The organism is Deltaproteobacteria bacterium, assembly GCA_005879535.1.
Classification (GTDB): Bacteria; Myxococcota; Myxococcia; order Myxococcales; family 40CM-4-68-19; genus 40CM-4-68-19.
On record VBKI01000047.1, the window covers coordinates 214,179 to 234,019 of the forward strand.

Sequence of the window (19,841 nt, forward strand, 5' to 3'; positions counted from 1 at the left end):
ATCGCACCGCCCGACAAGGCGACGCCCATCGACGGGAACGGACCCGCGGTCGCGGAAACCGCGAAGCCTGTCTCCTGAGCCGCTCGCGCCGTTCTCCTCGCGGACATCCGGCGGCGCCGTGTCCGCGGAGCTCAAGGGGGGCCTGGGGGGCGCGGAAGGAGACCTGGTCCGCGCCTTCCGACTTTGGACGAGCCCATTGACGCACGCCTTCCGCCGGAGCAGCCTGCCGGCGGGAGCAACGATGCAGCTGCTCGGCGATCGGTACCGGGTCGAGCGCGAGTTGGGTCGCGGCGGAATGGGCCGCGTCTTCGTGGCGCACGACCTGAAGCTCGATCGGGACGTCGCGCTCAAGGTGCTGCCGCCGGGCGACCACGACGCCCGCGACGTGCTCCGCTTCGAGCAGGAGGCGCGCGCCGCCGGAGCCCTGGATCATCCCAACGTCGTCGCGGTCCATGACATCGGCACGCACGACGGGGCCCCGTACATCATCTCCGAGCTGCTCGACGGCCGGACCCTGCGGGACGCGCTCGGCAGCGGACCTCTTCCCGCCGAGGTCGCGCTCGACCACGCCCGCCAGCTCGCGCACGGACTCGCGGCCGCTCACGCCAAGGGGGTGATCCACCGCGACCTGAAGCCGGAGAACCTCTTCATCACGGGGCAGGGCGTGTTGAAGATTCTCGACTTCGGCATCGCCAAGCTCGCCGTCCGTCCCGAGCCGAAGCAGGGAATCACCGAGACCGGAGCCGTCATCGGCACCATCGGATACATGGCGCCCGAGCAGGTGCGCGGGCGCGAAGCGGACCCCCGCGCGGACGTGTTCGCATTTGGCGCCATTCTCTACGAGATGCTCTCGGGCCAGCGCGCGTTCTCGCGCGCCTCGCGGATTGAGACCGCGTTCGCCGTCCTCAACGAGGAGCCCGCGCCGCTCCCGCCGGCAGTTCCCAGGTCGATCGAAAGGATCGTCCGGCGTTGCCTCGCGAAGGATCCCGCGGCGCGATACGCGTCCGGTGCCGAGCTGGAAGGGGCGCTGGTGGCCGCAGTGCCTCGTCGCCGCCGGCGTCTGTTGCTGGACGTCGGCTTGCTCCTGCTCGCGATCGGGATCACGCTCGCGCTTTCCACCTCTCCCGCGCTGCGCGACTCGGTCGCGCGCCTGCGCGGAAGTGCCGCGGCGGAGCGGCCGCTGAAGCAGCTTGCGGTGCTCCCCTTCCGATCCGTCGGCGGCGGACCGGACGGCGAAGCCTTCGCAGCAGGAATGGCAGAGGTGCTGAACAACAAACTCCGCCAGCTGGAGCAGTTCCAGGGAACCCTACGCGTAGTTTCCGGGAATGAGGTCGTAAGAGAAGGGATCTCGACTGCGCGCGAAGCGCGGCGGGTCTTTGGCGCCACTCTCGCGCTCACCGGCACGCTGCGCTGGTCGGGCGAGCGGCTGACGGTGACGTCGGAGCTGGTGGACACGGGCACGCAGCTGGTTCTGTCGGCGCGTGACGCCGACGTCGAACGGAAGGAGGCCGGAGCCCTCGCGACAATCCTCCTCCGGCGCGCTTCGGAGATGCTGGAGCTGGAGCTGCGGCCGGAGGCGAACCGCGCGATCGGCCCAGGTGGCGACCCGGTTCCCGGCGCCTTTGAATTCTATCTTCAGGGAAGGGGGTACCTGCAGCGCTTCGATCGGATGGACAGCGTAGAAGCGGCCCTCGCACTGTTCGACAAGGCATTGGCGCGCGACGAACGCTACGCGGCAGCCTGGGCAGGTCGCGCCGAGGCGCTCCTGCGCAAGTTCGAGCGCTTGAAGGATTCCACCCTCATTCCAACCGCGCGCTTCAGCGCCAGCCGCGCGGTGGAGCTCGACGATCGCCTGGCGGTGGCGCACGTGACCATGGGTCTGCTTCACCGCGTCGCCGGCGAACGCCCTCAGGCGATCGCCAGTTTCCAGCGCGCGCTCGACCTGGAGCCGCGCAGTCCGGATGCAACCCGCGAGCTTGCGCGAGCCTACGACGACGCCGGCCGCGTGCAGGATGCCGAGGCGACGTTCAAGCGCGCGATCGAGGTCCGGCCGGATTACTGGGCGGCATACAAGGACCTGGGACTCTTCTACAACCGCCATGGCCGCATCGCGGACGCCATTCCGCCCCTTCGACACGTCATCGAGCTGACGCCGGACAACTACAACGGCTACGCCAACCTTGCCGCCATGCACTTGCGGCTTGGGCACTACTCCGATGCCGCGGCCCTCCTCGAGCGATCGCTTGCGCTGAACCGCACCGCTCCTGCGTATTCCAATCTGGGAATGACGTATTATTTCCAGAAGCGATACGGCGACGCCGCGGAGATGTTCCTCAAGGCGGTGGAGCTCGATCCCGCGGATGACCGCGTCTGGGGAAACTATGCGGACGCGCTGCGCTACGTGCCTGGCAAGGCCGCCGACGCGGCTCGCGGCTATCGCGAGGCCGCGGCACACGCTCGCAGGCAACTGGGCGTCAACTCGCGCGACGCCGAGCTCCGTTCGCGGCTCGCAATGTACGAGGTCTTCGCGGGTGAGAAGAAAGAGGCGCTCGCAGAGATCGAGGAGGCACTGCGGGACGGACGCGAGGAAGGATTGGTGTTGTTCCGGTCGGCGCTCGTCTTCGAGGAGAACGGAATGCGCGAAAGGGCCCTGCAGTCCGTGCGCGATGCGCTTGCAAGAGGTTATTCGAAGGAGGAGATCGAGAACGCGCCGCCCCTCGATTCGTTGCGGCGCGACGACCGGTATCAACGACTCGTCAAGGGGGTCCCATGAAAAGCGCGCCGGTTTGGATCGTCATCCAGTCCGCCCAAGGGCCAGGTGTCCCCGAAGGGCCTTACGATTTCACATATGTGCCCAGCACCGTGCACGTCAGGGAAGGCGACCAGGTGAAGTTTGCGCTTCACCCCCATGCCCCGGTGCCCAAGGTCTGGGTCGTTTTCGACAAGCCGGTCGATGGGTACGAGTTCTCCCTGCCGGTGACGCGGCTGGATGCGAAGAAGGATGATTCGCCCAAGAAGCCCCCGCAGTTGACCATCCCGATGCCGATTCCAGACGACGCGGGAACAACGCTCAAGGTGAGCAGGCTGGGTCGCGGAGTGCACCATTACCGCGTCATCGGCGTCACCGATGACGAGCTGGTCGCGGACGTGTACTGTCCGTCCATCATCGTCAACTAGACGGACAGTACGGCCCGGCTCAGTTCTTGTGGTCGCGGGACGCCGTCTTGTCGACCGCACCGGATTCCGGAGCCGCCTTGTCGCATGCCGGAGGGACCTTCTCCGCCGCCTTGCCCGCTTTGGGCTTCGCCGGACAAGGCGCGGCCAGTGGCTTCGGGCTCGCCGGCGCCGCATTGACCACCGTCGTCGTCGGCGGTGGCGCAGCCAGCACCACCGTGGTCGGCGGCGGTGGAGCCGCCGGCTGGCTCGCGCTGCGCTGATCGCTTTCCGTCTTCGCCGTCCCGGTGCTCGTCGCCGTCGCGACGGCCGACGGAGTCGGCTTCTTCGCAGCCTCGCCGAGCGCGGTGATCATCTTGTCGCTGCTCTGCTCGAGGAACTCGCGGTCCTTGTCGCTCGCGTTGCGGAGCTTCTCCCGATCCTGGCTCAGGTCCGAGAGCCGCGACTTGAGCGCATCGTTCTGCACCTCGAGTCCGAGCGCCGACGCCGCCTGGCTCATGCAGATCTTCGAGATCTGCTCGTCCGACTCGGGCGGCGGAATGGGCTCGTTCCGCGTCCACGCCGCGAGCGCGCGGTTCTCCCACCGGTAGTCCGCCTGGGCCATGCATTCCTGCACGAGCCGCGCGAGCCGGTCCTCGGCCCACTCCGGCCGCTGCTTGCTGCAGAAGCCGAGCTCTTCGGTCGTCCCCCCGAGCGTCCGTTCCGTCTGCTTCACCCAGCAGCCTTCGCGCTGGACCATCTTCACCGACGTACACGCCAACAGCGCGCAGGACAGCGCCGCCATTTCCGCGATCTTCCTCATGGTTCCCCCCTTCCGTCCTGTTCCGAACGATGGGGATGGAGGCGCGCGGGCGCACGGTCTGTCGGGGACCGGACAGACTCAGCGCGCTGCGCGGAGCTGCTCGATCAGGTACGAGAGACCGAGCGAGCGCTCCGGATGGTTGCGCAGCGCCTCGATGGCGGCGCGCACGCGCGCCAGGGTCTCGGCGCCGAGCGCGCGCTCGATCTCCTGCAGGTGACGCTTCGTCGCCTGCTGCTCGCGGGCTCGACGGCGCCACGCGGGATCCCACAGATCGTCCAGGTGCGTGAGCCATTCCGTGCTGGCCACCGCCGCCCACTCACCGGCGTCGAACCAGACTCCGGCGCAGGCGGGGCAGCGGTCGAGATGGAAAGGATGCGTCCCTTCGACGCGCGCGCGCACGAGCAGACCGAGGCACCCCGGGCAGAATCCCGGTAATCCGTCGGCACCGGGAGGCACCCCGTCGCTGTCCGACGAGGGCGGCACGACGTGCTGCTCGATCGCGTCGTGCGGCAGCCACACGCCCCGGCAAGTCACGCAGCGCGAAGGCGGTATGACGTCGGGATCGCTGACCCGGTCGGGAGCGAGCGCCGCGAGCGTCGCCGTCTTGCACTTCGGGCACGGTCGCATCGCGCGAGCGTCGCTTCTTGCCGCGATGCGTTTCAAGTGGACGGTGTGGTCGGCTCCACCACCCCGGACTCATGCCTTGGGAGCGAGCGCGACCGCCTGCCGCAGCGCCTCCACCATGCTCCGTTCGTCCGCCTGGCCGGTGCCGGCAATGTCGAAAGCGGTGCCGTGATCGACCGACGTGCGCACGAACGGGAGCCCGACGGTGACGTTCACTCCCGCCTCGAGCCCGAGCACCTTCACCGGCCCGTGGCCTTGGTCGTGGTACATCGCGACTACCAGGTCGAAATCGCCCCGGCCGGCGCGGAAGAAGAGCGTATCCGCGGGCAGGGGGCCTTCGACCCCGATCCCGCGCTGGCGCAGCGACTCGATGGCCGGGCCGATCTTCTTCTCTTCCTCGCCGCGCCCGAACAGCCCGTGCTCGCCCGCGTGCGGGTTGATCCCGCACACCGCGATCCGCGGACGCGTGATTCCGGCGCGCCCCAGCGCTTCGTGCCCGCGCCGGATCGTGCGTTCCACCAGGCCGGGCTCGATCTTCTCGATCGCGTCGAGGAGCCCGATGTGCGTGGTGACGTGGATCACCCGCATCTTGGGCGTCATCAGCATCATCGAGACTTCCGGCGTGTTCGAGAGCTTCGCCAGGAGCTCGGTATGCCCGGGGTAGACGTGCCCTCCCGCATGCAGGGCTTCCTTGTTCAGGGGCGCAGTGCAGATGGCGGCGATCTTTCCTGCCGTCGCCAGCTCCACCGCGCGGGCGATGAAGTGGTAAGCCGCGTTTCCCGCTGCCGCCGACAGCTTCCCGAAGGGAAGATCCTCGGGCACCAGCGCGATGTCGATACAGTCGATCTCGCCGAAACGCCGGCCGGCGTTCGCAGGGTCCGGCACCGCGTGTATGGAGGTCCTGGCGCCGACGATCTCCGCCGCCTTGCGCAGGCGCCTGGCGTCGCCGATGACGACGGGACGGCACCATTCGTAGACCCCTTTCACGCCCAGGGCTTTGACGATGATCTCGGGACCGATCCCGGCGGCATCGCCCATCGTGATTCCGACGACCGGAGTTGCCATCAAGTGCTCCTCGTGCCGAGCGCTGCCCGGCAGCGCTTCAGCGTGGACGGGTTCCCGAATGCTCCCGCCTTGGTGACGACGGCCAGCGGAGGCTCGGTATCGGTGATGCCGATCGGGACACCGGGTTCCACTTCCCCTGCCAGCCAGACGCCGCTCGCGCCGAGCGCAGCCAGGAGCGCCCGGGCGATGTCGCCGCCGGTAGCGATGGCCCCGGCAACGCGGCCGACGAGCGGAGCCGCCAACCTGGCCAGGGCCGTCGCCAGGCGAAGCGAATGGGAGAGGTCGACCTCGTCGCCGGCGCCGATGATCAAGACGACGTCGCGGCCCGCCTCCAGGGCATTGCGAGCCTCCGGCACCTCGCGCTCGGAGAACAGCGCATCCGCCGCGAGCTCGATGCACGCCGTCCCAGGCTGCGCGCAGAGCTCGCGCGCCTGCTCTCGCGCCACCGAGGATCGGCTGCCGACCAGCGCCAGCACCGGCCCTTCGCGAGGAGCAAAGCGGCGCGCGGCGGTGGTGGCCGGGCGCAAGCGAAGCGCGGCCGGCAAGTGACGCGCGAGTCCGCCGGAGCCGACCCAGACGACCGCGGCGTCGAGACGGGCGCCCGCTTCGGCTACGTGGCGCAGATCCTCCTCGCGGTCGGCGTCGCAGACGATGGCCTCCGCTCCGCGCGGAAGCATTTCGCTGCGGACGGCCTCCAGGTCGGCTCCCGCCACGCGCAGGCCGCAGGCCCGGAGCTGACTGGCGATGTCAGCGGGGCCGGTCATCCCCGACTTGCGCCAGACTTCGGTGCGCTCCAGCAGGACGCCATCCACGAACACCCTGCCGCCACTGGTCGTGCGGCCGAGCGCAGGGAACGCGGGGGCTGCGATGACCACGGGTCGTCGCCCCGCTTCCTTCCCGGCGGCGACCGCGGCGGCTACTTCTTCGCCGACGTGGCCGCGCAAGGTGGAATCGATCTTCTTGTACAGCGTCCGCGCGCCCCGTCCCCAGGCATCCTTCGCGGCTGCATGAACACGCCGGGACGCCTCCTCCGGCGAGGCCGCACGGCTGTCCGTATCCAGCGCAAGCACCTGCGCGTCGCCGGGCGGCGGTCCTTTTCCGAAAGCCACGAAGGTGGGCAAACCGGCGAGAGCAAACGCAATCCCGCAATCCGCTGCGCCGGTCAGATCGTCGGCGATGATGGTCAGCTCCGGCATGCTTCACACCGAGGCCGTTTCCGCCTGCGCCTGCGTCAGACGCTCCTTTGGAGCCCCGGGGCGGCCGACCCGCCGATACCACCACGCGGTCACGATCGGCACCAGGATGGCGGTGACGACCACGCTCGTCGCCACCAGCACCGTGGCGGACGCCGCCGCGGGTTTGTACACCGGGTTCGCGGCGGCCACGATGGCCGGCACGGCCGCGGCGTTGCCCGCGGTCGAGGCTGCCGCCAGCCCGGCGACTCCGTTCCCGCCGGTCAGCCGGTCCACGACGAACAGCGCGGCGCCCGTGACGATCACCACTGCCACGCCGAGGAAGATCCCCAACAGGCCCGCCTTCCACACTACCGTCAGATCGATGTTCGCCCCCAGCGCAAAGGCGAAGAAGGGAATCATCACCGGCACGGCGCGCGCGAGGAAGTCCCGCATCTCCCGATCGAGATTGCCGAGGATCATGCCGATCGCGAGCGGGAGGATGGCGCCCACCAGCGCTTGCCAGGGAAAGGCCGAGAGGCCGGCCACGCCGAGGGTCACCATGGTGAGGAACGGACCGGATTCGACGCTCATGATCGAGTATGCCGCGACGTCGCGCGCGCTCCCGAACTGCCCCATCAAGGCCATGTAGAGGCCCCCGTTGGTATCGTTCATCGCCGCCACGACCGCCAGCGTCGAGAGACCGGCGAGCACGCCCGCGGTCACCGGCGCTTCACCCCAGATCCGTCCGAGGATGATTCCGGCGATCACCGCTACGCTCACCTTCGCGGCGAAGAGCGCTCCGCCTTTCTTCACGATGTAGGGAGTCGCACGGAACTCGATGGTCGCGCCCATGCAGACGTAGAACACCGCGAGGATGGTCAGCGCGCCGGTGAAGAGCGCGCCGGTGAACGAGCCGAAGAAGGTGGGGGTGCCCGGCGCGAGAGTGCGGATGATGGCGCCGAAGAAGAGCGGGACGATCATCATCCCGCCCGGGACGCCCTCGATCGTGCGCTTGATGGGGACCTGCATGCGAGGCCTCCGTGCGATGGCCTTCGAACAGACTGCGGATGCAGCCGCAAAATCGCCAGAGCGTCCCGAGGGATTACGTGACAACCGAATGACACCCGTGCTCTAAGTTGCCTCCCTCCCCCTCAGGAGAGCCCCGGATGCTACGCTACCGCGCGGACCGTAGAACGCTCGCCTATCTAGCCCTGACGACGTTGCTCACGGCCGTGAACTGGACGCTCGGGGCCGTGCACCCGGTCCTCTACCCGGTCACGCTGTTCATGTTCTTCACCACCGCGGTGATCAGTCACAACCACAATCATCTCGGGATGTGGAAGTCCAAGGGCCTGAATCTCCTGACCAGCTACTGGATCGCGATCTTCTACGGCCATCCGGCCGTCGCCTGGGTGCCGACGCACAACCAGATCCACCACAAGCTCAACAACAAGCCCGGGGACAGCTCGCGCTCTCCCAAGTGGTTCGAGGGGAACCACCTGGCTGCCCTGCTGGTGTATCCGACCCTGACGAACCTGGCGCAGACGAAGGACATCAATGCCTTCCTCAAGGACCTGTGGAAGCGCGATCGCGCGGCGTTCTACTCCGCCGCATCCGAGTACGCGGTCTTCTTCGGGAGCATGGCGGCGCTCTTCGTCGCCGACTGGCGCAAGACCCTGCTCTTCTTCTTCATTCCGCAGCAGGTCGCGCTCTTCTCCATCCAGGTGGTGAACTACCTGCAGCACATCGAAACTGACGCCGACAGCCAGTGGAACCACTCCCGGAACTTCATCTCGCGGACGCTGAACGCGTTGCTCTTCAACAACGGCTATCACACCGTCCACCACCTCAAGCCCGGCGTTCACTGGTCCGAGCTCCCGCACCTGCACAGCCAGCACGCCGCCTCGATTCATTCCTCCCTGCTGGTCGAGTCCTGGCTGCGGTACGTGGGCTACACGTACTTCGTACGTCCGCTTCTCCGACAGAGGGCGCCGGCGCTTCCCGCCGAAGAGGTGCTCTAGTCTCTTCCAGGGGTGCGTCCACGTGCGCGAAGCAGCGCGCACGTGACCGTCCAATCCTTTACAGCGGCGGCGTTCACCGTCGACTATCACTGGAATGGGCCGGCCGCCCGAGCGAGGTGCCGTTCTGGTTTCGCGATCCCGCAAGCAGGATCCCGAGCTGTTCCCCCAGGTGCGCGGCGCCCTCGAGGTGCTCGTTCCGAAGAAGCTGCGCCGCCGGATTACCCCCCAGGCGTCGATCCTCGCCGATCTCGGTCTCGACTCGCTCAAGGTGGTCGAGCTGACCATGCTGCTCGAGAAGCAGCTCGGCCGTCCCGTCTTCCTGCCGGAGTGGATTGCCAGCGTCGAAGATCCCGCCGACCTGACTGTCGAGTCGCTCGCCCGCTTTCTCGCCGCAGACAAAAGATGATTGCTGGTTGCACTGGCTCGCTGCGCGGCGGGATCCTCTACCTGACCCTCGACACGCGCGGCTCGTCCGTGAACGTCTTCACGCCGGCGGTCGCGCTGGAGCTGGAGCGCGAGCTCCAGGCCGGACTCGACGCGGGAGCGCGGGCGGTGGTGCTGCGGAGCGCCAAGCCCGGCAGCTTCGTGAACGGAGTCGGGCTCTTGCTCGCTGCTTCGTCCCACGCGGAAGGGGCCGCGATGGAGCGCGCCCGGACGCTGCAGCGCTGTTACGAGCGGCTGGCGGCGGCGCCGGTTCCGACCATCGCGGCCATCGAGGGGAACTGCTACGGCTGCGGGCTCGAGCTCGCGCTGACCTGCGACTACCGCATCGCCCGCGACAGCTACGACACGCACTTCTACATGCCGGAGCTGCGCGACTACGCGTTCATTCCCCTCTTCGGCGGAACGCAGCGCCTCCCCCTCCTCCTCGGCCTTCGCAACGGAATGCAAATGCTCCTCGGCGAGCGGATCGGCGCCCGCCGCGCAATGCGCATCGGTCTCGTCGATCGCCTCGCCGCCGGCGAGAGCGTCCAGGGGACCGTGGGTGCGTTGCTCTCGCGGTTGCGGGAAGCTGGCTGGCCCAAGCGCTCTCCGGGCGCGGCGAGGAAGTCGCCGCCGCCGGATCTCGATGCGTTGCCCGGGCCCGAGCGACGCCTCGCACGGGAATGCTTGCGCCTGGCGCGGCTTCCGTTCACGCCTCGCTATCGTTTGGAGAACGGTCTGCGCGAGGAGCTGTCCGGGTTCTGGCGGAGCGTGGGAACGAAGGAGTCGGAGCGCGCGATGTCCTTCTTCTTCGTGCGCCAGGCGGCGAAGGCGCATGCGATCGGCAGCGCCGCGTACCAGCGCCCGAAGCACGTCGCGCTGTCCGTGGAACGGCGCACGCCCGCGCTCCGAAAGCTCGCGCGGATCCTCGACCAGCGTCGCCTGCCTGGAATCGAGATCAAGCACCGCGGATCCATCGCCTTCTCCACCGCGAAAGTGCCCGGGGCCTTTACCTGCGCGATCGGCACGCTCGACGGCGATGCCGACTGCGCTGCGTTGCTGCCATTTCCCGAGGCGGAGATTCCGCTCATCGAGATCGTTCCCGCCGTGGACGAGGCGCCGTGGCGGCGTGGCGCGCCGCTGTTCCAGGTGCTGGAGCAGGCGGGATTCTCGCCCGTGGTGACCCGGGCGCGGGAACGGTTCGTCAGCGAGCGGCTGCTGGAAGCGTTCCTGGACGCCGCCGGCGAGCGCCCGGCGCGGGGTGCCCTGCTGGAATTCGGCTACCGCCTGCCGCCGCCCCTCGCGCACCGGCTGCGCGGAGGCGGAAGATCAGGAGCTGTCGCTGAGCGCGTGTCGCTGGCGATCGCAGCGGAGTGCATCGCGGCGCTGCGCCGACGCGAGCTCACGCATCCCTCGCAGGCGGATCTGCTCGCGGCCGTCCTCTTCGGGTTCCCGTCGGTGCGCGGAGGGCTCCTCCGTCACGTTGGGTCGGGAACGTCCCGTCTCGCGCGCGACGCCGCCCGCGTCCTCGGCCGATAGCCGCGGCTAGCCTTCCGACATGCGCCGCCGCGCTACGAATCGCGCCAGCGCTCCGCGGGCCGCATCGACGAGCCGGAGGGGAAACGGCACCTGCAGGGCTTCCGTGCCATTGAGGCGACCCGACAGATAGCGGTCGCGGGCGTCGCGCCGCATCAGCTTGCCGCTCGAGGTGCGCGCCAGCGAGCCCGGTTTGAGCAGGCAGATTTCCTTCGGGGACAGTCCGATTTGCTCCGCCACCGTGGCCCGCACGACCTCCGAAAGCTCGAGCAGGTCAGCGGGGGAACGAGGCTGGACTTCGGCGAGCAGCACCAGCGACTCGGTGCCGAGCTCCGGGTCGGCGACACCGAAGGCCACTGACCGCCCGGCGCGAACGCCCGGCACCTCCTCGGCGGCGCGCTCGATGTCGGAGGGCGAATACGAACGGCCCGCGACGATGACGAGGTCCTTGAGGCGGTCGACGACGTAAAGCTCGCCGTCCGCCAGATACCCTACGTCTCCCGTGCGCAGGGAGGTCCGGCGCTCGGGGACCACGTGGTGCTGCTCGAAGTACCACGGTGAGATGCTCGGTCCCCGTATCCAGATCTGCCCCAGCTTGCGCTCGGGCAGCGGAGTATGATCCTGACTGACGCTGACGATGGTGATCTCGTGCCCTTCGATCGCGGGGCCGACGGAGACCACGGGAATCGTGGCGGGGCCGGCCGGCGCAGGAACGGCAGAGCCGTTCGCCAGCTCGTCGCGAAGCACGTGATCGATCTTCACGCCCCGGCCGAGCGGAGGAAAGGCGGCCGCCAGCGTGCACTCCGCGAGTCCGTAGACCGGGAAGTAGCTCGATGCGCGGAAGCCCATCGGAGCGAGCCTCTTGCAAAACGCCTCGGCGGTGCCGGGGTCGACCGGCTCGGCTCCATTGATCGCCGCTCGGAGGCTGGAGAGGTCGAACCCCCGCAGATCCTCGTCGGAAACCTTCCGGGCGAGAAGGCCGTACGCGAAGTTGGGCGCCACGGTGAGGGTGGCGCGCGCGTCCGACACCGCCTGCATCCAGCTCGCCGGACGGAGCATGAACTCGAGCGGCGAGAGCAGCCAGCAGACGGCGCCATGCGCGAGCGGCGCGAGGAGGCCGCCGATGAGGCCCATGTCGTGGTAGAGCGGCAGCCAGGACACCACCCGGTCCTCGTGCGTCAGGTGCAGGGCCTTGCCCATGGCGTCCACGTTGGCCGCCAGGTTGCCCGCGGTGATCACCACGCCGCGCGGCATCCCGGTGCTTCCCGAGGTGTACTGAACGAGCGCCGTTTCGTCGCCTGCGGCGGGATGCCCCGTTGCAGGCGGGTCGGCGTCCTCCAGCGTCCGCGGCTCGATCACCGGCAATTTCGGCGCGAGCAGGCCGGATTCGCGCAGGTGGGCCGCCGTCCGGCGGTCGGCGAAGACCGCCGAGGGCGCCGCGTCGCGCACGACGCTGGCAAGCCGGTTCACGAACGCAGCCGGGCGCGCGAATCCGTCCAGCGAAGGAAGAGGAACGGGCACGGCGCCGATCGACGACGCGCCGAGGAACCCATCGAGGAAGGCGCGGCCCGTGGGAACGCAGAGCAGGACCCGGTCGCCGTGCCCGAGGCCGTTCTTGGCCAGGGCGGCAGCACAGGTGCCCGCGCCGCGCGCCCACTCCGCGAAGGTCACCCGCTCGTCCCTGAAGGTCTTCCGCGACGCGCTGCGCAGGATGTGGACGGCGACGCGCTCGGGTTCGCGATCTGCGCGGTCGAGGAGCCTTTTTGCGATCGAGTCAGGCATCCGCGATCAGTCCTTTCACCAGCCCGTGACCCAACCGGCGGCGAAGGCGCGCGGTGGGAAATCCGCACCGCTCGAGCTGATCCGGCACCAACGTCCGGTACCGGTGCAACACCCCCTGACGCTCGAGGCGGTCCAGGGCGTGTTGGCGCATCTTCCGCACGGGCAAGCCGAGCTCGCCCCAGACGGGCTCCGCGAACAACGCGGCGACGCTGGCGCGGACGCTTTCGAAGACCAGATCCTCCATCTCCCGCGGCACCCGGCCGGCGAGCGCCTGCGCGAGCGGTTCCCGGAGCTCCTGGCTGTAGGCGAGGTGGCGCGCCTCGTCCTTGAGGTTGACCCGCAGCACCGCCGCAAGCAGTGGCTCGCGCGATTTGGTGAGGAGCGTCGCCACCAGCGAAGCCGCCGTCCACTCGAAGACGACCTGACCGACGAGCAGCTTCACTTCCGGCGAGGCGCAATTCTCCACCGCCGAGAGCGCCGAGCGGAGCTGGCGGCAGGCGGGATAGAGGACGCCGGCCTTCTCGGAGAGATATCGCTGCAGGGCGAGAAAATGCTTCGCCTCCTCCTGAGCCATCACGGCGAGGAACTCGCGGTGCCAGGGCTGATCGCGCGCGGTCAGCACCAGCACCTGGGCGACCAGCTGCTCGCCGCTGCGCTCGCCGACGAGCAGGTTGGACAGGTGGAAGCAGGTCTCGCGAAAGACGAAAGCGCGACGCTGAGAGGTGTTCATGGCCCGGAACGGGCGCAGGCCGGCCGCGAAGAAGCTCTCTTCGGGAAAGCGGGCGCGTTCGGGGTCGACCTGCAGGTTCCAGGGCAGCTCCTCGAATACCCAGGCGTTGCGGAGCGCCGAATCGACCAGGGCCGCGACGCGGTTCATGCGCTCACCGCTTGCAGCGAGACGGCCACGGTCGTTCCGCGGCCGAGCTCGCTTTCGACGCGGACGGTCCCGCGCTGGGCGGTCACCAGCTCCTGGACGATGGAAAGTCCAAGGCCCGTGCCGGAGCCGGGCGGCTTGGTGGTGAAGAACGGGTCGAAGATGCGCGAGAGGTTCTCCTTGCTGATCCCGCAGCCGTTGTCGATGACGGAGAGCTCGACGCGGTCGCCGTTTCGGCACGCGGCGATCCGCACTTCGCCCCGCTGAGGGTCCACCGCCTGCAGGGCGTTGTGGACGATGTTCAGGATGACCTGGAAGAGGTCCTGGGGATTGGCCCGCACCACCTCGCCGTTGATCTCCTGGACGATGCGGACGCCCTTCGGCGTCTGCGGCGCCACCATCTTGACGGCGAGCGGAACCACGTCCTCGAGCTTGACCTCGGCGGAAGCGTCGCCGCTTTGCTTGCGCCCGAAGAGGAGGAGCTGCCGCGTGACCGCAGTAATCCGGTCCACGCTCTCGTCGATGTCCACCAGCATTGGCTCGGCGGCGGGCACGCCGGTCATGTGCCTGCGGAGCAGGGCGATGTTTCCGCGCAGGAAGTGGATGGGGTTGTTCATCTCGTGCGCGACGCCGGCGACCATGCGCCCGAGGGCGACCATCTTCTCGTTCTGCACGAGCGAGGTTTCCGCCTTCTTCAGCTGCTCGAGGGCCTCGCGAATCTTCTGCGCTTGGGAGCGGAGGCGGAGATGGAGCTCGATGCGGGCGTGCAACTCCTGGAGGTCGAAGGGCTTATGGACGTAATCGTCCGCGCCGGCCTCGAAGCCGGCCACCTTCGACTCCACTTCCTCCCGGGCGGAGAGGAGGATGACTGGTACTTCGGCGGTGCGGGAATCGGCGCGCACCTTTCGCGCCAGCGCGATCCCGTCGAGTCCGGGCATCATGATGTCGGAGACGATCAGGTCGGGTGGCTCCGCGGCGATGGCCTGCACTGCGTACGTGCTGTCTGCGAAGGGAAAGACGCGGTACCAGCGGCCCAGCTCCTGCGTCAGATACGTGAGGAGCTCCGGGTTGTCCTCCACGACCGCGAGCCGCGGTCCGGAACCTCCTGCCGGCTGCACATGCGGCGACGGCGCCGGCTGCAGACGCACCTTGGGCAGCTCCGGTGCGCTGGAGGCGGGGTTGGCCCCGGCGACGCGTGGCACCGCGGAGAGATGCACCGTGAAGGTCGTTCCGCGGCCGGGCTCGCTGTCGACGGCGATGCGACCGCCGTGCAGCGTCACCAGCTGCTTCACGATGCTGAGCCCGATGCCCGTCCCGGTGAACCGGCGGGTCGAGGAAGACTCCACCTGGACGAACCGATCGAAGATCCGGTCCACGTCCTGCGGCGCGATCCCGATTCCCTGGTCGGCAACGGTGATCCAGATTCCGTCCCGGTCGCTGCCCACCGCCACCTTCACAGCGCCGCCCGGGCGGGAGAACTTGCAGGCGTTCGAGATCAGGTTGAGGACGATGCGATCGAGGTGCCGTTCGTCGCCGCTCCAGACGAAGGGGCCGTCCTCGGCGACGTCCAGCTCCAGGCGGAGCTCCAGCGACTCCGCGTACGCCTGGGCCTCCTGGGCGATGCGCTGCACCGAGAGTCCGACGTCCACCGGGACGCGGTCGATGCGCGGCTCTCCGGACTCGAGCTTCGCCAGCAGGAGGAGGTCGTTGATCAACTGCAGCAGGCGGGACGCGTTGCGGTGGATGGTGTCGACGAGCGCGCGCTGCACCGTCTCCAGCCGTCCGTGCGACTCGCGCGACAGCGACGAGGCCGGCGCAAGAATGAGCGTGAGCGGCGTGCGCAGCTCGTGGCTGACGTTGGCGAAGAACTCGCTCTTCAGGCGATCCAGCTCGCGCAGCCGCTCGTTCGCCTTCTCCAGGTCGATGCGCAGCTTCACCTCGCGGAGGAAGAGGTTCGTCACCACCCGGTTGCCGATGCAGGTGATCAGCGCGGAGTCCACCAGCAGCATGAGGTTGGAGGCGAAATGCTTCGCCCCGAGCGGCTCGTGGGCCGCCAAGGCCACGGCGAGGTACCCCGCCGGAAGAAGGAAGGCGGTGACGATCACCGCCACCAGCGGAGCGGGGAAGAGGATCGCGATGCCGAACGAGATCAGGTAGTAGGGAAAAACGAAGTCGCTCTCGGTGCCGCCGGTGAGCAGCAGGTTTACTGCCTCGGTGACGTTGCAGACCACGCCGGCGAGGAGCGCGAACGGCAGCCACGGGTAACGCTCGAACACCCGCCCGCGCAGCCCGATCAGGAGGAGCACGATCAGCGCGTCGGCGACTGCCGCGGCGATGGCGCCGCGGGTGAGCTGGGCCGGGTAGTACGCGCCGTCGTAGGCGACGATGGTGAAGGGAATGATCACCACCGCCACCCAGCACGACGCGGTGGCGCGCGCCGAAAGCGTGCGGCTCAGCTCCGCCGCGACCCGAGGATCGGGTCGCGGAGCCACCGCAACGCGCGCTGCGGCCACTGCGCTCGAGAGCGCGTGGGTCCTTTTCCCCCATCCCATGGTTGGGGGAAGGATATCGGTCCCTTGGGCTGCGATCAATGATGGTGGTAACATTCGCGTCGTGCCGGAACCCTCCTACCGCCTGCTCGTCGTCGACGATGAGCCCTTGGCGTTGAACCTGGCCAAGCGGGTGTTCGAGAGCGAGTCCGACATCGCCCTGCACTCGGCCACATCGGCGGTGCGCGCGCTCGAAATGGCGATGATTCACGACATCGACCTCGTGATCACCGACCAGCGCATGCCGGAGATGACGGGCCTGCAGTTCCTCGCCCGGGTCCGGGAAGTGCGCCCGCGGGCCCTGCGGGTCCTGCTCACTGCCTTTCCGGACACCACCGTCGCTCTCAAGGCGATCAACGAAGGTCTCCTCTACCGGTTCATCCTCAAGCCCTGGGAGCCGGAGGACATGCGCGTGACCGTGCGGCGCGCCCTGGAGACCAAGCGACTGTCCGACGAGCACGACCGGCTGGTGAACCAGCTGAAGACGAGCTACGAGGATCTGGTCCAGTCCGAGCACATGGCGGCGCTCGGCCGCCTGTCGTCGGGGATCGGGCACGAGCTGAAGAACGAGGTCGATCCCCTGGTGGCGCGCATCGGGACGCTGGAGGTCGAGGTTGGCCGCGTCCTCGAGGCGGGCCGGGCGGCGACCCGTGCCGTGCAGAAGGGCTTCGCGACCGACGAAACGGAGCGGCTGAAGGATGCGGTGCTGCGGGCGACGCCGGATCTGGCAGGCGCGGTCGACGAGTCGATCGCCGCCATCCGGACGGCGGGGGCGCAGCTCGAGGCGCTCGCGCGCGGCGTCCAGAGCTACACGGCCGCGGTCGAACCCGAGCCGTTCGACATCAACCAGGCCGTCCTCTCCGCCGTGCAGCTGCTTTCGCACCGGCTCCGCGAATCGGTCAGGCTCGAACGCAAGCTCGAGGCGGTGCCGCTGGTGCGCTGCCGCGGCCCGGAGATCACGCAGGTGGTGCTCAGCCTCCTGGGAAATGCGGCCGACGCCGTCCAGCGCGTTCCCGAGCCGACGATCGAAGTGCGTACCTCCCACCAGGGCTCGACGGTGCGCCTCGAGGTCGTCGACAACGGCACCGGGCTCGACCCCGCCGTCGCTCAGCGGCTGTTCAAGCCCTTCACTTCGACGAACGGTGCCGGCGGGCGCGGCCTCGGCCTCAGCATGTGCAAGAGCATCGTCGAGAGGCACGGCGGCACCATCGAGGCCGGCGCGGAAGGTTCCCGCGGCACGCGCTTCACCGTGACGCTGCCCGCGATCGCGGCGGTCTGAGCGCCGGCGCGGCGGGGGCACGCCCGGCGAGAATCGCCTCGGCGCGTCGCTGGACGGCGGGCGCCATTTCAGGGTGCGTGAGCACGTAGAATTCCCCCGAGCGGATCGCGCGCACGGCTCGCTCCGCCACGGCTTCCGGCCGCTGGCCCTGCGCGATCAGCGAGCGAAGCACCGCGTCGGCTCCGGGAGCGGACTGCGCGAGTCGCGTCGCCACCCATCCCGGGCAGAGGACCGACACGCCGATTCGCGCACGGCGCAGCGCCAGGTCCTGGACCAGCGCCTCGGAGAGGGCGACGACGGCGTGCTTGCTGACGCTATACGCGCCTGCGAAGGGTGGGGTCACCAGTCCCGCCATCGAGGCGGTGTTGACGATGTGCGCGCTTTCTCCCTGCGCGATCATCCGCGGGACGAATGCCAGGCAGCCGTGGACGGCGCCCCAGAGATTCGCGCCGATGACGCGGCGCCAGCGGCGGACCGGCACTTCCCAGACGGCGCCGTACTCGGCTACGCCCGCGTTGTTGCACAGCAGGTGGACGGCACCGAAGCGCGCGTACGCCTTGGAGGCCAGGGACTCCACGTCGGACATCCGCGACACGTCCGCGCGGACGGCGATCGCGCCAGGAATGGTTCTCGCGAGGTCGCGCAGGCCGCGGCCGTCGATGTCGGCCAGCACCAGATGCATCCGCTCGCGCGCGAGCCGCTCTGCGAGCGCGCGGCCGATCCCGCTGGCCGCGCCGGTGACGACGGCTGTCTTCCCGCGGAGCGAACGCACCGCGAGAGTCTACCCGTCGTCGTGCCCCCGGTTGAAGTGGCAGAGCGTACCCACCAGCCTGCCCGTGAAGGTCCCCCCGAGCAGGGAGCCTTGGGAGACGAGCATACCGGTGATGTGCTTGAAGCGCCCCGTGCCGCTCACCACCTGCTGCATCTCGGAATACAGGCCATCCGTGAGGATCCCGTAGTCCTTGATGGTCACCGTGCCAGATCGGGTCGTGACGGTGAGGACACCGGTGTAAAGAATGTCGCCGCTCGGGGTCGGCGTCATGCTTTGCACGCCGAAACGCGTGGAGCCGGCGAGCAGCCCGGAGTCGATGTTCCCTGCGGTGCAAAACCCGATCGGGCTCTCCCCCGGAAGGCAGCCGGTGACGCTGGTCGTGATCATCGCGTGGATCGGCTTGCACTGATCCGCGCGAGCCACCCCGGACGCAAGCACACCGATCGCGAGCGCTGACACAGCCGTGAGCAGTCGCATGGTTTGCTCCTGCAGGCGACGTAACGTCGCCCAGCGGGTAGCAATCAAGGCGCCCGAGTGGGTACATGTAATTTTGCACGACGCTACAGGGTGTTGCGCAGGGCGGGCGGGGGGTCTGGACCGGGCGCGGGCGGCTGCGGCCGCCGATCCTGGAGCATCTCTACGATGCCGACCGACAGCGGCACCAGCAGTGCGCAGGCTGCCACTGCAACCGTCCCGTGCCACCCCCAGCGCACGTAAGCAGCCCCGCTGGCGCTGATCCCCGCTGCGCCGCCCAGATAGTACAGGAGCACATAGAGGGAGTTCGCGCGCCCGCGGCTGCCGGTCAGCCTGCCGTTCAGCGAGCCCACCGCCGCGGAGTGGATGGCGAAGAACCCGCCGCAGATGCCGGCGAGGCTGGCTGCGATCACCGGAAGCGACGGGATCAGGGTGAGCGCAAGGGAGAGCCCGAACAGGACGCAGCCCGCGATCAGCGTCAGGCCGGTTCCGAAGCGTCGGGTGAGGGTCCCGGAAAACGGCCCGGCGGCGATGCCGACGAGATAGGCCAGGTAGAGCAGGGTGATGACGCGGACCGAGGCGTGAAGCGGCGCGCCCGACAGGTAGAACGGGATGTAGTTGAACATGGAGGAGAAGACGAAGAAGGCGAAGAAGCCGACGGCGAACATGCGCAACAGTTCCTCTCGCGCGAGCAGCGCGAGGAAGCCGGCCGGGTCGTGATCGGCGCGGGTGTGCGGCGGCTCGCGAGGCAGCCAGCGCAACGCCGCGACCACGGCGCCCGCTACCATCGCCGCCGCCGCGATGAATGCCAGCCGCCAATGAGCGGCCGGGAATACGAATCCGCCGAGGAGACGCCCGCCCATGCCTCCCGCAACGGTCGCCGAGACGTACCAGCCCATGACCAGGTTGAGTCGCTGCGGCGGCAGCGTGCGCGACAGGTACGCCGCCAGGCACGTGCTCATCGACGGGATGAAGAGGCCCTGCAGGAAGCGGGCAGCGATCAGGACGCCGATGTGCGGCGTCAGCGCGCAGGTGACGCTGGCGGCCGCCACCACCGCTCCACCGCACAGGACGATGGGGCCGATGGGAACCCGGTCGGCGAGCACGCCAAAGGGAAGGTTGGCGAGCGCGATGCCGAGGACGACCGCGGAGACGGTGAGGGAGGCGACGCCCGGCGTGACGCCGAACTCGGCCGTCAGCACGGGCAGGACCGGCTGCGTGACGTACATCGTGAGGAAGGTGGTGGCGACGAGCGCGAACACCACCGCCTGCATTCCGCGTTCGCCGTTCG

17 protein-coding genes are annotated in these 19,841 nt (G+C 68.9%); 6 read left to right on the forward strand and 11 right to left on the reverse strand.

Annotated elements, in window-relative coordinates:
* Positions 1 to 241: 241 nt before the first annotated feature.
* Together E6J58_04630 and E6J58_04635 are read left to right on the forward strand one after the other, a co-directional pair.
* Positions 242 to 2,773: a tetratricopeptide repeat protein gene (locus E6J58_04630; protein ID TMB40989.1), complete on the forward strand. Its 2,532-nt coding sequence runs from the start codon at positions 242 to 244 to the stop codon at positions 2,771 to 2,773.
* Entirely contained in the window at positions 2,770 to 3,177 is a 408-nt protein-coding gene (locus E6J58_04635) for a hypothetical protein (GenBank protein TMB40990.1), read from the forward strand. The genes E6J58_04630 and E6J58_04635 overlap by 4 nt, the downstream gene beginning before the upstream one ends.
* Before the next feature lie 19 nt (positions 3,178 to 3,196).
* Here E6J58_04635 and E6J58_04640 read toward each other — a convergent pair whose 3' ends face one another.
* The 5 genes from E6J58_04640 to E6J58_04660 all read right to left on the reverse strand — a co-directional run bounded on the left by E6J58_04640 (position 3,197) and on the right by E6J58_04660 (position 7,869).
* Positions 3,197 to 3,976 (reverse strand): hypothetical protein, encoded by a 780-nt coding sequence (locus E6J58_04640; GenBank protein ID TMB40991.1) that lies wholly within the window; start codon positions 3,974 to 3,976, stop codon positions 3,197 to 3,199.
* Between the two features lie 78 nt (positions 3,977 to 4,054).
* On the reverse strand, positions 4,055 to 4,603 hold the full coding sequence (locus E6J58_04645) for a hypothetical protein (protein ID TMB40992.1): 549 nt from the start codon (positions 4,601 to 4,603) through the stop codon (positions 4,055 to 4,057).
* Positions 4,604 to 4,672: 69 nt separating this feature from the next.
* Positions 4,673 to 5,668 carry a 4-hydroxythreonine-4-phosphate dehydrogenase PdxA gene (pdxA, locus tag E6J58_04650; GenBank protein TMB40993.1) on the reverse strand — a complete coding sequence of 332 codons (996 nt, stop codon included), beginning with the start codon at positions 5,666 to 5,668 and terminating at the stop codon, positions 4,673 to 4,675.
* The gene (locus tag E6J58_04655) at positions 5,665 to 6,861 is read right to left on the reverse strand and encodes a four-carbon acid sugar kinase family protein (GenBank protein TMB40994.1); all 1,197 of its coding nucleotides are present in this window, start codon (positions 6,859 to 6,861) and stop codon (positions 5,665 to 5,667) included. The genes pdxA and E6J58_04655 overlap by 4 nt, the downstream gene beginning before the upstream one ends.
* Before the next feature lie 3 nt (positions 6,862 to 6,864).
* Positions 6,865 to 7,869, reverse strand: coding sequence for a 2-keto-3-deoxygluconate permease (locus tag E6J58_04660; protein ID TMB40995.1), 1,005 nt, complete (start codon positions 7,867 to 7,869; stop codon positions 6,865 to 6,867).
* 137 nt (positions 7,870 to 8,006) lie between these two features.
* Between E6J58_04660 and E6J58_04665 the strand changes: the two genes are divergently transcribed.
* The 3 genes from E6J58_04665 (at position 8,007) to E6J58_04675 (ending at position 10,823) form a co-directional block, all read left to right on the forward strand.
* Positions 8,007 to 8,861, forward strand: a complete 855-nt coding sequence (locus tag E6J58_04665) for a fatty acid desaturase (protein ID TMB40996.1) — start codon at positions 8,007 to 8,009, stop codon at positions 8,859 to 8,861.
* A 94-nt stretch (positions 8,862 to 8,955) separates the two neighbouring features.
* Positions 8,956 to 9,267, forward strand: a complete 312-nt coding sequence (locus E6J58_04670) for a hypothetical protein (GenBank protein ID TMB40997.1) — start codon at positions 8,956 to 8,958, stop codon at positions 9,265 to 9,267.
* Complete coding sequence (locus tag E6J58_04675) at positions 9,264 to 10,823, forward strand: enoyl-CoA hydratase/isomerase family protein (protein ID TMB40998.1); 1,560 nt, start codon at positions 9,264 to 9,266, stop codon at positions 10,821 to 10,823. The genes E6J58_04670 and E6J58_04675 overlap by 4 nt, the downstream gene beginning before the upstream one ends.
* A gap of 6 nt (positions 10,824 to 10,829) precedes the next feature.
* On the opposite strand, the gene E6J58_04680 is transcribed toward E6J58_04675, so the two are convergent.
* The 3 genes from E6J58_04680 to E6J58_04690 are packed head-to-tail and all read right to left on the reverse strand — an operon-like array spanning position 10,830 to position 16,082.
* Positions 10,830 to 12,602, reverse strand: a complete 1,773-nt coding sequence (locus E6J58_04680; GenBank protein ID TMB40999.1) for a fatty acyl-AMP ligase — start codon at positions 12,600 to 12,602, stop codon at positions 10,830 to 10,832.
* A complete protein-coding gene (locus tag E6J58_04685) occupies positions 12,595 to 13,479 on the reverse strand; it encodes a ferritin-like domain-containing protein (protein TMB41000.1) in 885 nt (294 codons plus the stop codon). The genes E6J58_04680 and E6J58_04685 overlap by 8 nt, the downstream gene beginning before the upstream one ends.
* Entirely contained in the window at positions 13,476 to 16,082 is a 2,607-nt protein-coding gene (locus tag E6J58_04690; protein ID TMB41001.1) for a response regulator, read from the reverse strand. Before E6J58_04690 ends, E6J58_04685 begins: the two co-directional genes overlap by 4 nt.
* Here E6J58_04690 and E6J58_04695 point away from each other — a divergent pair.
* Positions 15,862 to 17,304, forward strand: a complete 1,443-nt coding sequence (locus E6J58_04695) for a hybrid sensor histidine kinase/response regulator (protein TMB41002.1) — start codon at positions 15,862 to 15,864, stop codon at positions 17,302 to 17,304. The two genes, E6J58_04690 and E6J58_04695, sit on opposite strands and share 221 nt — an antisense overlap.
* Here E6J58_04695 and E6J58_04700 read toward each other — a convergent pair.
* From E6J58_04700 to E6J58_04710, 3 genes are all read right to left on the reverse strand, one after another.
* Positions 17,270 to 18,076, reverse strand: coding sequence for an SDR family NAD(P)-dependent oxidoreductase (locus E6J58_04700; GenBank protein TMB41003.1), 807 nt, complete (start codon positions 18,074 to 18,076; stop codon positions 17,270 to 17,272). The genes E6J58_04695 and E6J58_04700 overlap by 35 nt on opposite strands.
* 9 nt (positions 18,077 to 18,085) lie before the next feature.
* The gene (locus tag E6J58_04705) at positions 18,086 to 18,553 is read right to left on the reverse strand and encodes a hypothetical protein (protein TMB41004.1); all 468 of its coding nucleotides are present in this window, start codon (positions 18,551 to 18,553) and stop codon (positions 18,086 to 18,088) included.
* Positions 18,554 to 18,636: 83 nt separating this feature from the next.
* Positions 18,637 to 19,824 (reverse strand): MFS transporter, encoded by a 1,188-nt coding sequence (locus E6J58_04710; protein TMB41075.1) that lies wholly within the window; start codon positions 19,822 to 19,824, stop codon positions 18,637 to 18,639.
* Between the last annotated feature and the right edge of the window lie 17 nt (positions 19,825 to 19,841).

What these genes read in the sequence shown, in the direction of transcription:
- E6J58_04630 (TMB40989.1), top strand. Translation starts at nt 242, where the DNA reads ATGCAGCTGCTCGGCGATCGGTACCGGGTCGAGCGCGAGTTGGGTCGC.
- E6J58_04635 (TMB40990.1), top strand. Translation starts at nt 2,770, where the DNA reads ATGAAAAGCGCGCCGGTTTGGATCGTCATCCAGTCCGCCCAAGGGCCA.
- E6J58_04640 (TMB40991.1), bottom strand. Translation starts at nt 3,976, where the DNA reads ATGAGGAAGATCGCGGAAATGGCGGCGCTGTCCTGCGCGCTGTTGGCG.
- E6J58_04645 (TMB40992.1), bottom strand. Translation starts at nt 4,603, where the DNA reads ATGCGACCGTGCCCGAAGTGCAAGACGGCGACGCTCGCGGCGCTCGCT.
- E6J58_04655 (TMB40994.1), bottom strand. Translation starts at nt 6,861, where the DNA reads ATGCCGGAGCTGACCATCATCGCCGACGATCTGACCGGCGCAGCGGAT.
- E6J58_04660 (TMB40995.1), bottom strand. Translation starts at nt 7,869, where the DNA reads ATGCAGGTCCCCATCAAGCGCACGATCGAGGGCGTCCCGGGCGGGATG.
- E6J58_04665 (TMB40996.1), top strand. Translation starts at nt 8,007, where the DNA reads ATGCTACGCTACCGCGCGGACCGTAGAACGCTCGCCTATCTAGCCCTG.
- E6J58_04670 (TMB40997.1), top strand. Translation starts at nt 8,956, where the DNA reads ATGGGCCGGCCGCCCGAGCGAGGTGCCGTTCTGGTTTCGCGATCCCGC.
- E6J58_04675 (TMB40998.1), top strand. Translation starts at nt 9,264, where the DNA reads ATGATTGCTGGTTGCACTGGCTCGCTGCGCGGCGGGATCCTCTACCTG.
- E6J58_04680 (TMB40999.1), bottom strand. Translation starts at nt 12,602, where the DNA reads ATGCCTGACTCGATCGCAAAAAGGCTCCTCGACCGCGCAGATCGCGAA.
- E6J58_04685 (TMB41000.1), bottom strand. Translation starts at nt 13,479, where the DNA reads ATGAACCGCGTCGCGGCCCTGGTCGATTCGGCGCTCCGCAACGCCTGG.
- E6J58_04695 (TMB41002.1), top strand. Translation starts at nt 15,862, where the DNA reads ATGGTGAAGGGAATGATCACCACCGCCACCCAGCACGACGCGGTGGCG.
- E6J58_04690 (TMB41001.1), bottom strand. Translation starts at nt 16,082, where the DNA reads ATGTTACCACCATCATTGATCGCAGCCCAAGGGACCGATATCCTTCCC.
- E6J58_04705 (TMB41004.1), bottom strand. Translation starts at nt 18,553, where the DNA reads ATGCGACTGCTCACGGCTGTGTCAGCGCTCGCGATCGGTGTGCTTGCG.
- E6J58_04710 (TMB41075.1), bottom strand. Translation starts at nt 19,824, where the DNA reads ATGCAGGCGGTGGTGTTCGCGCTCGTCGCCACCACCTTCCTCACGATG.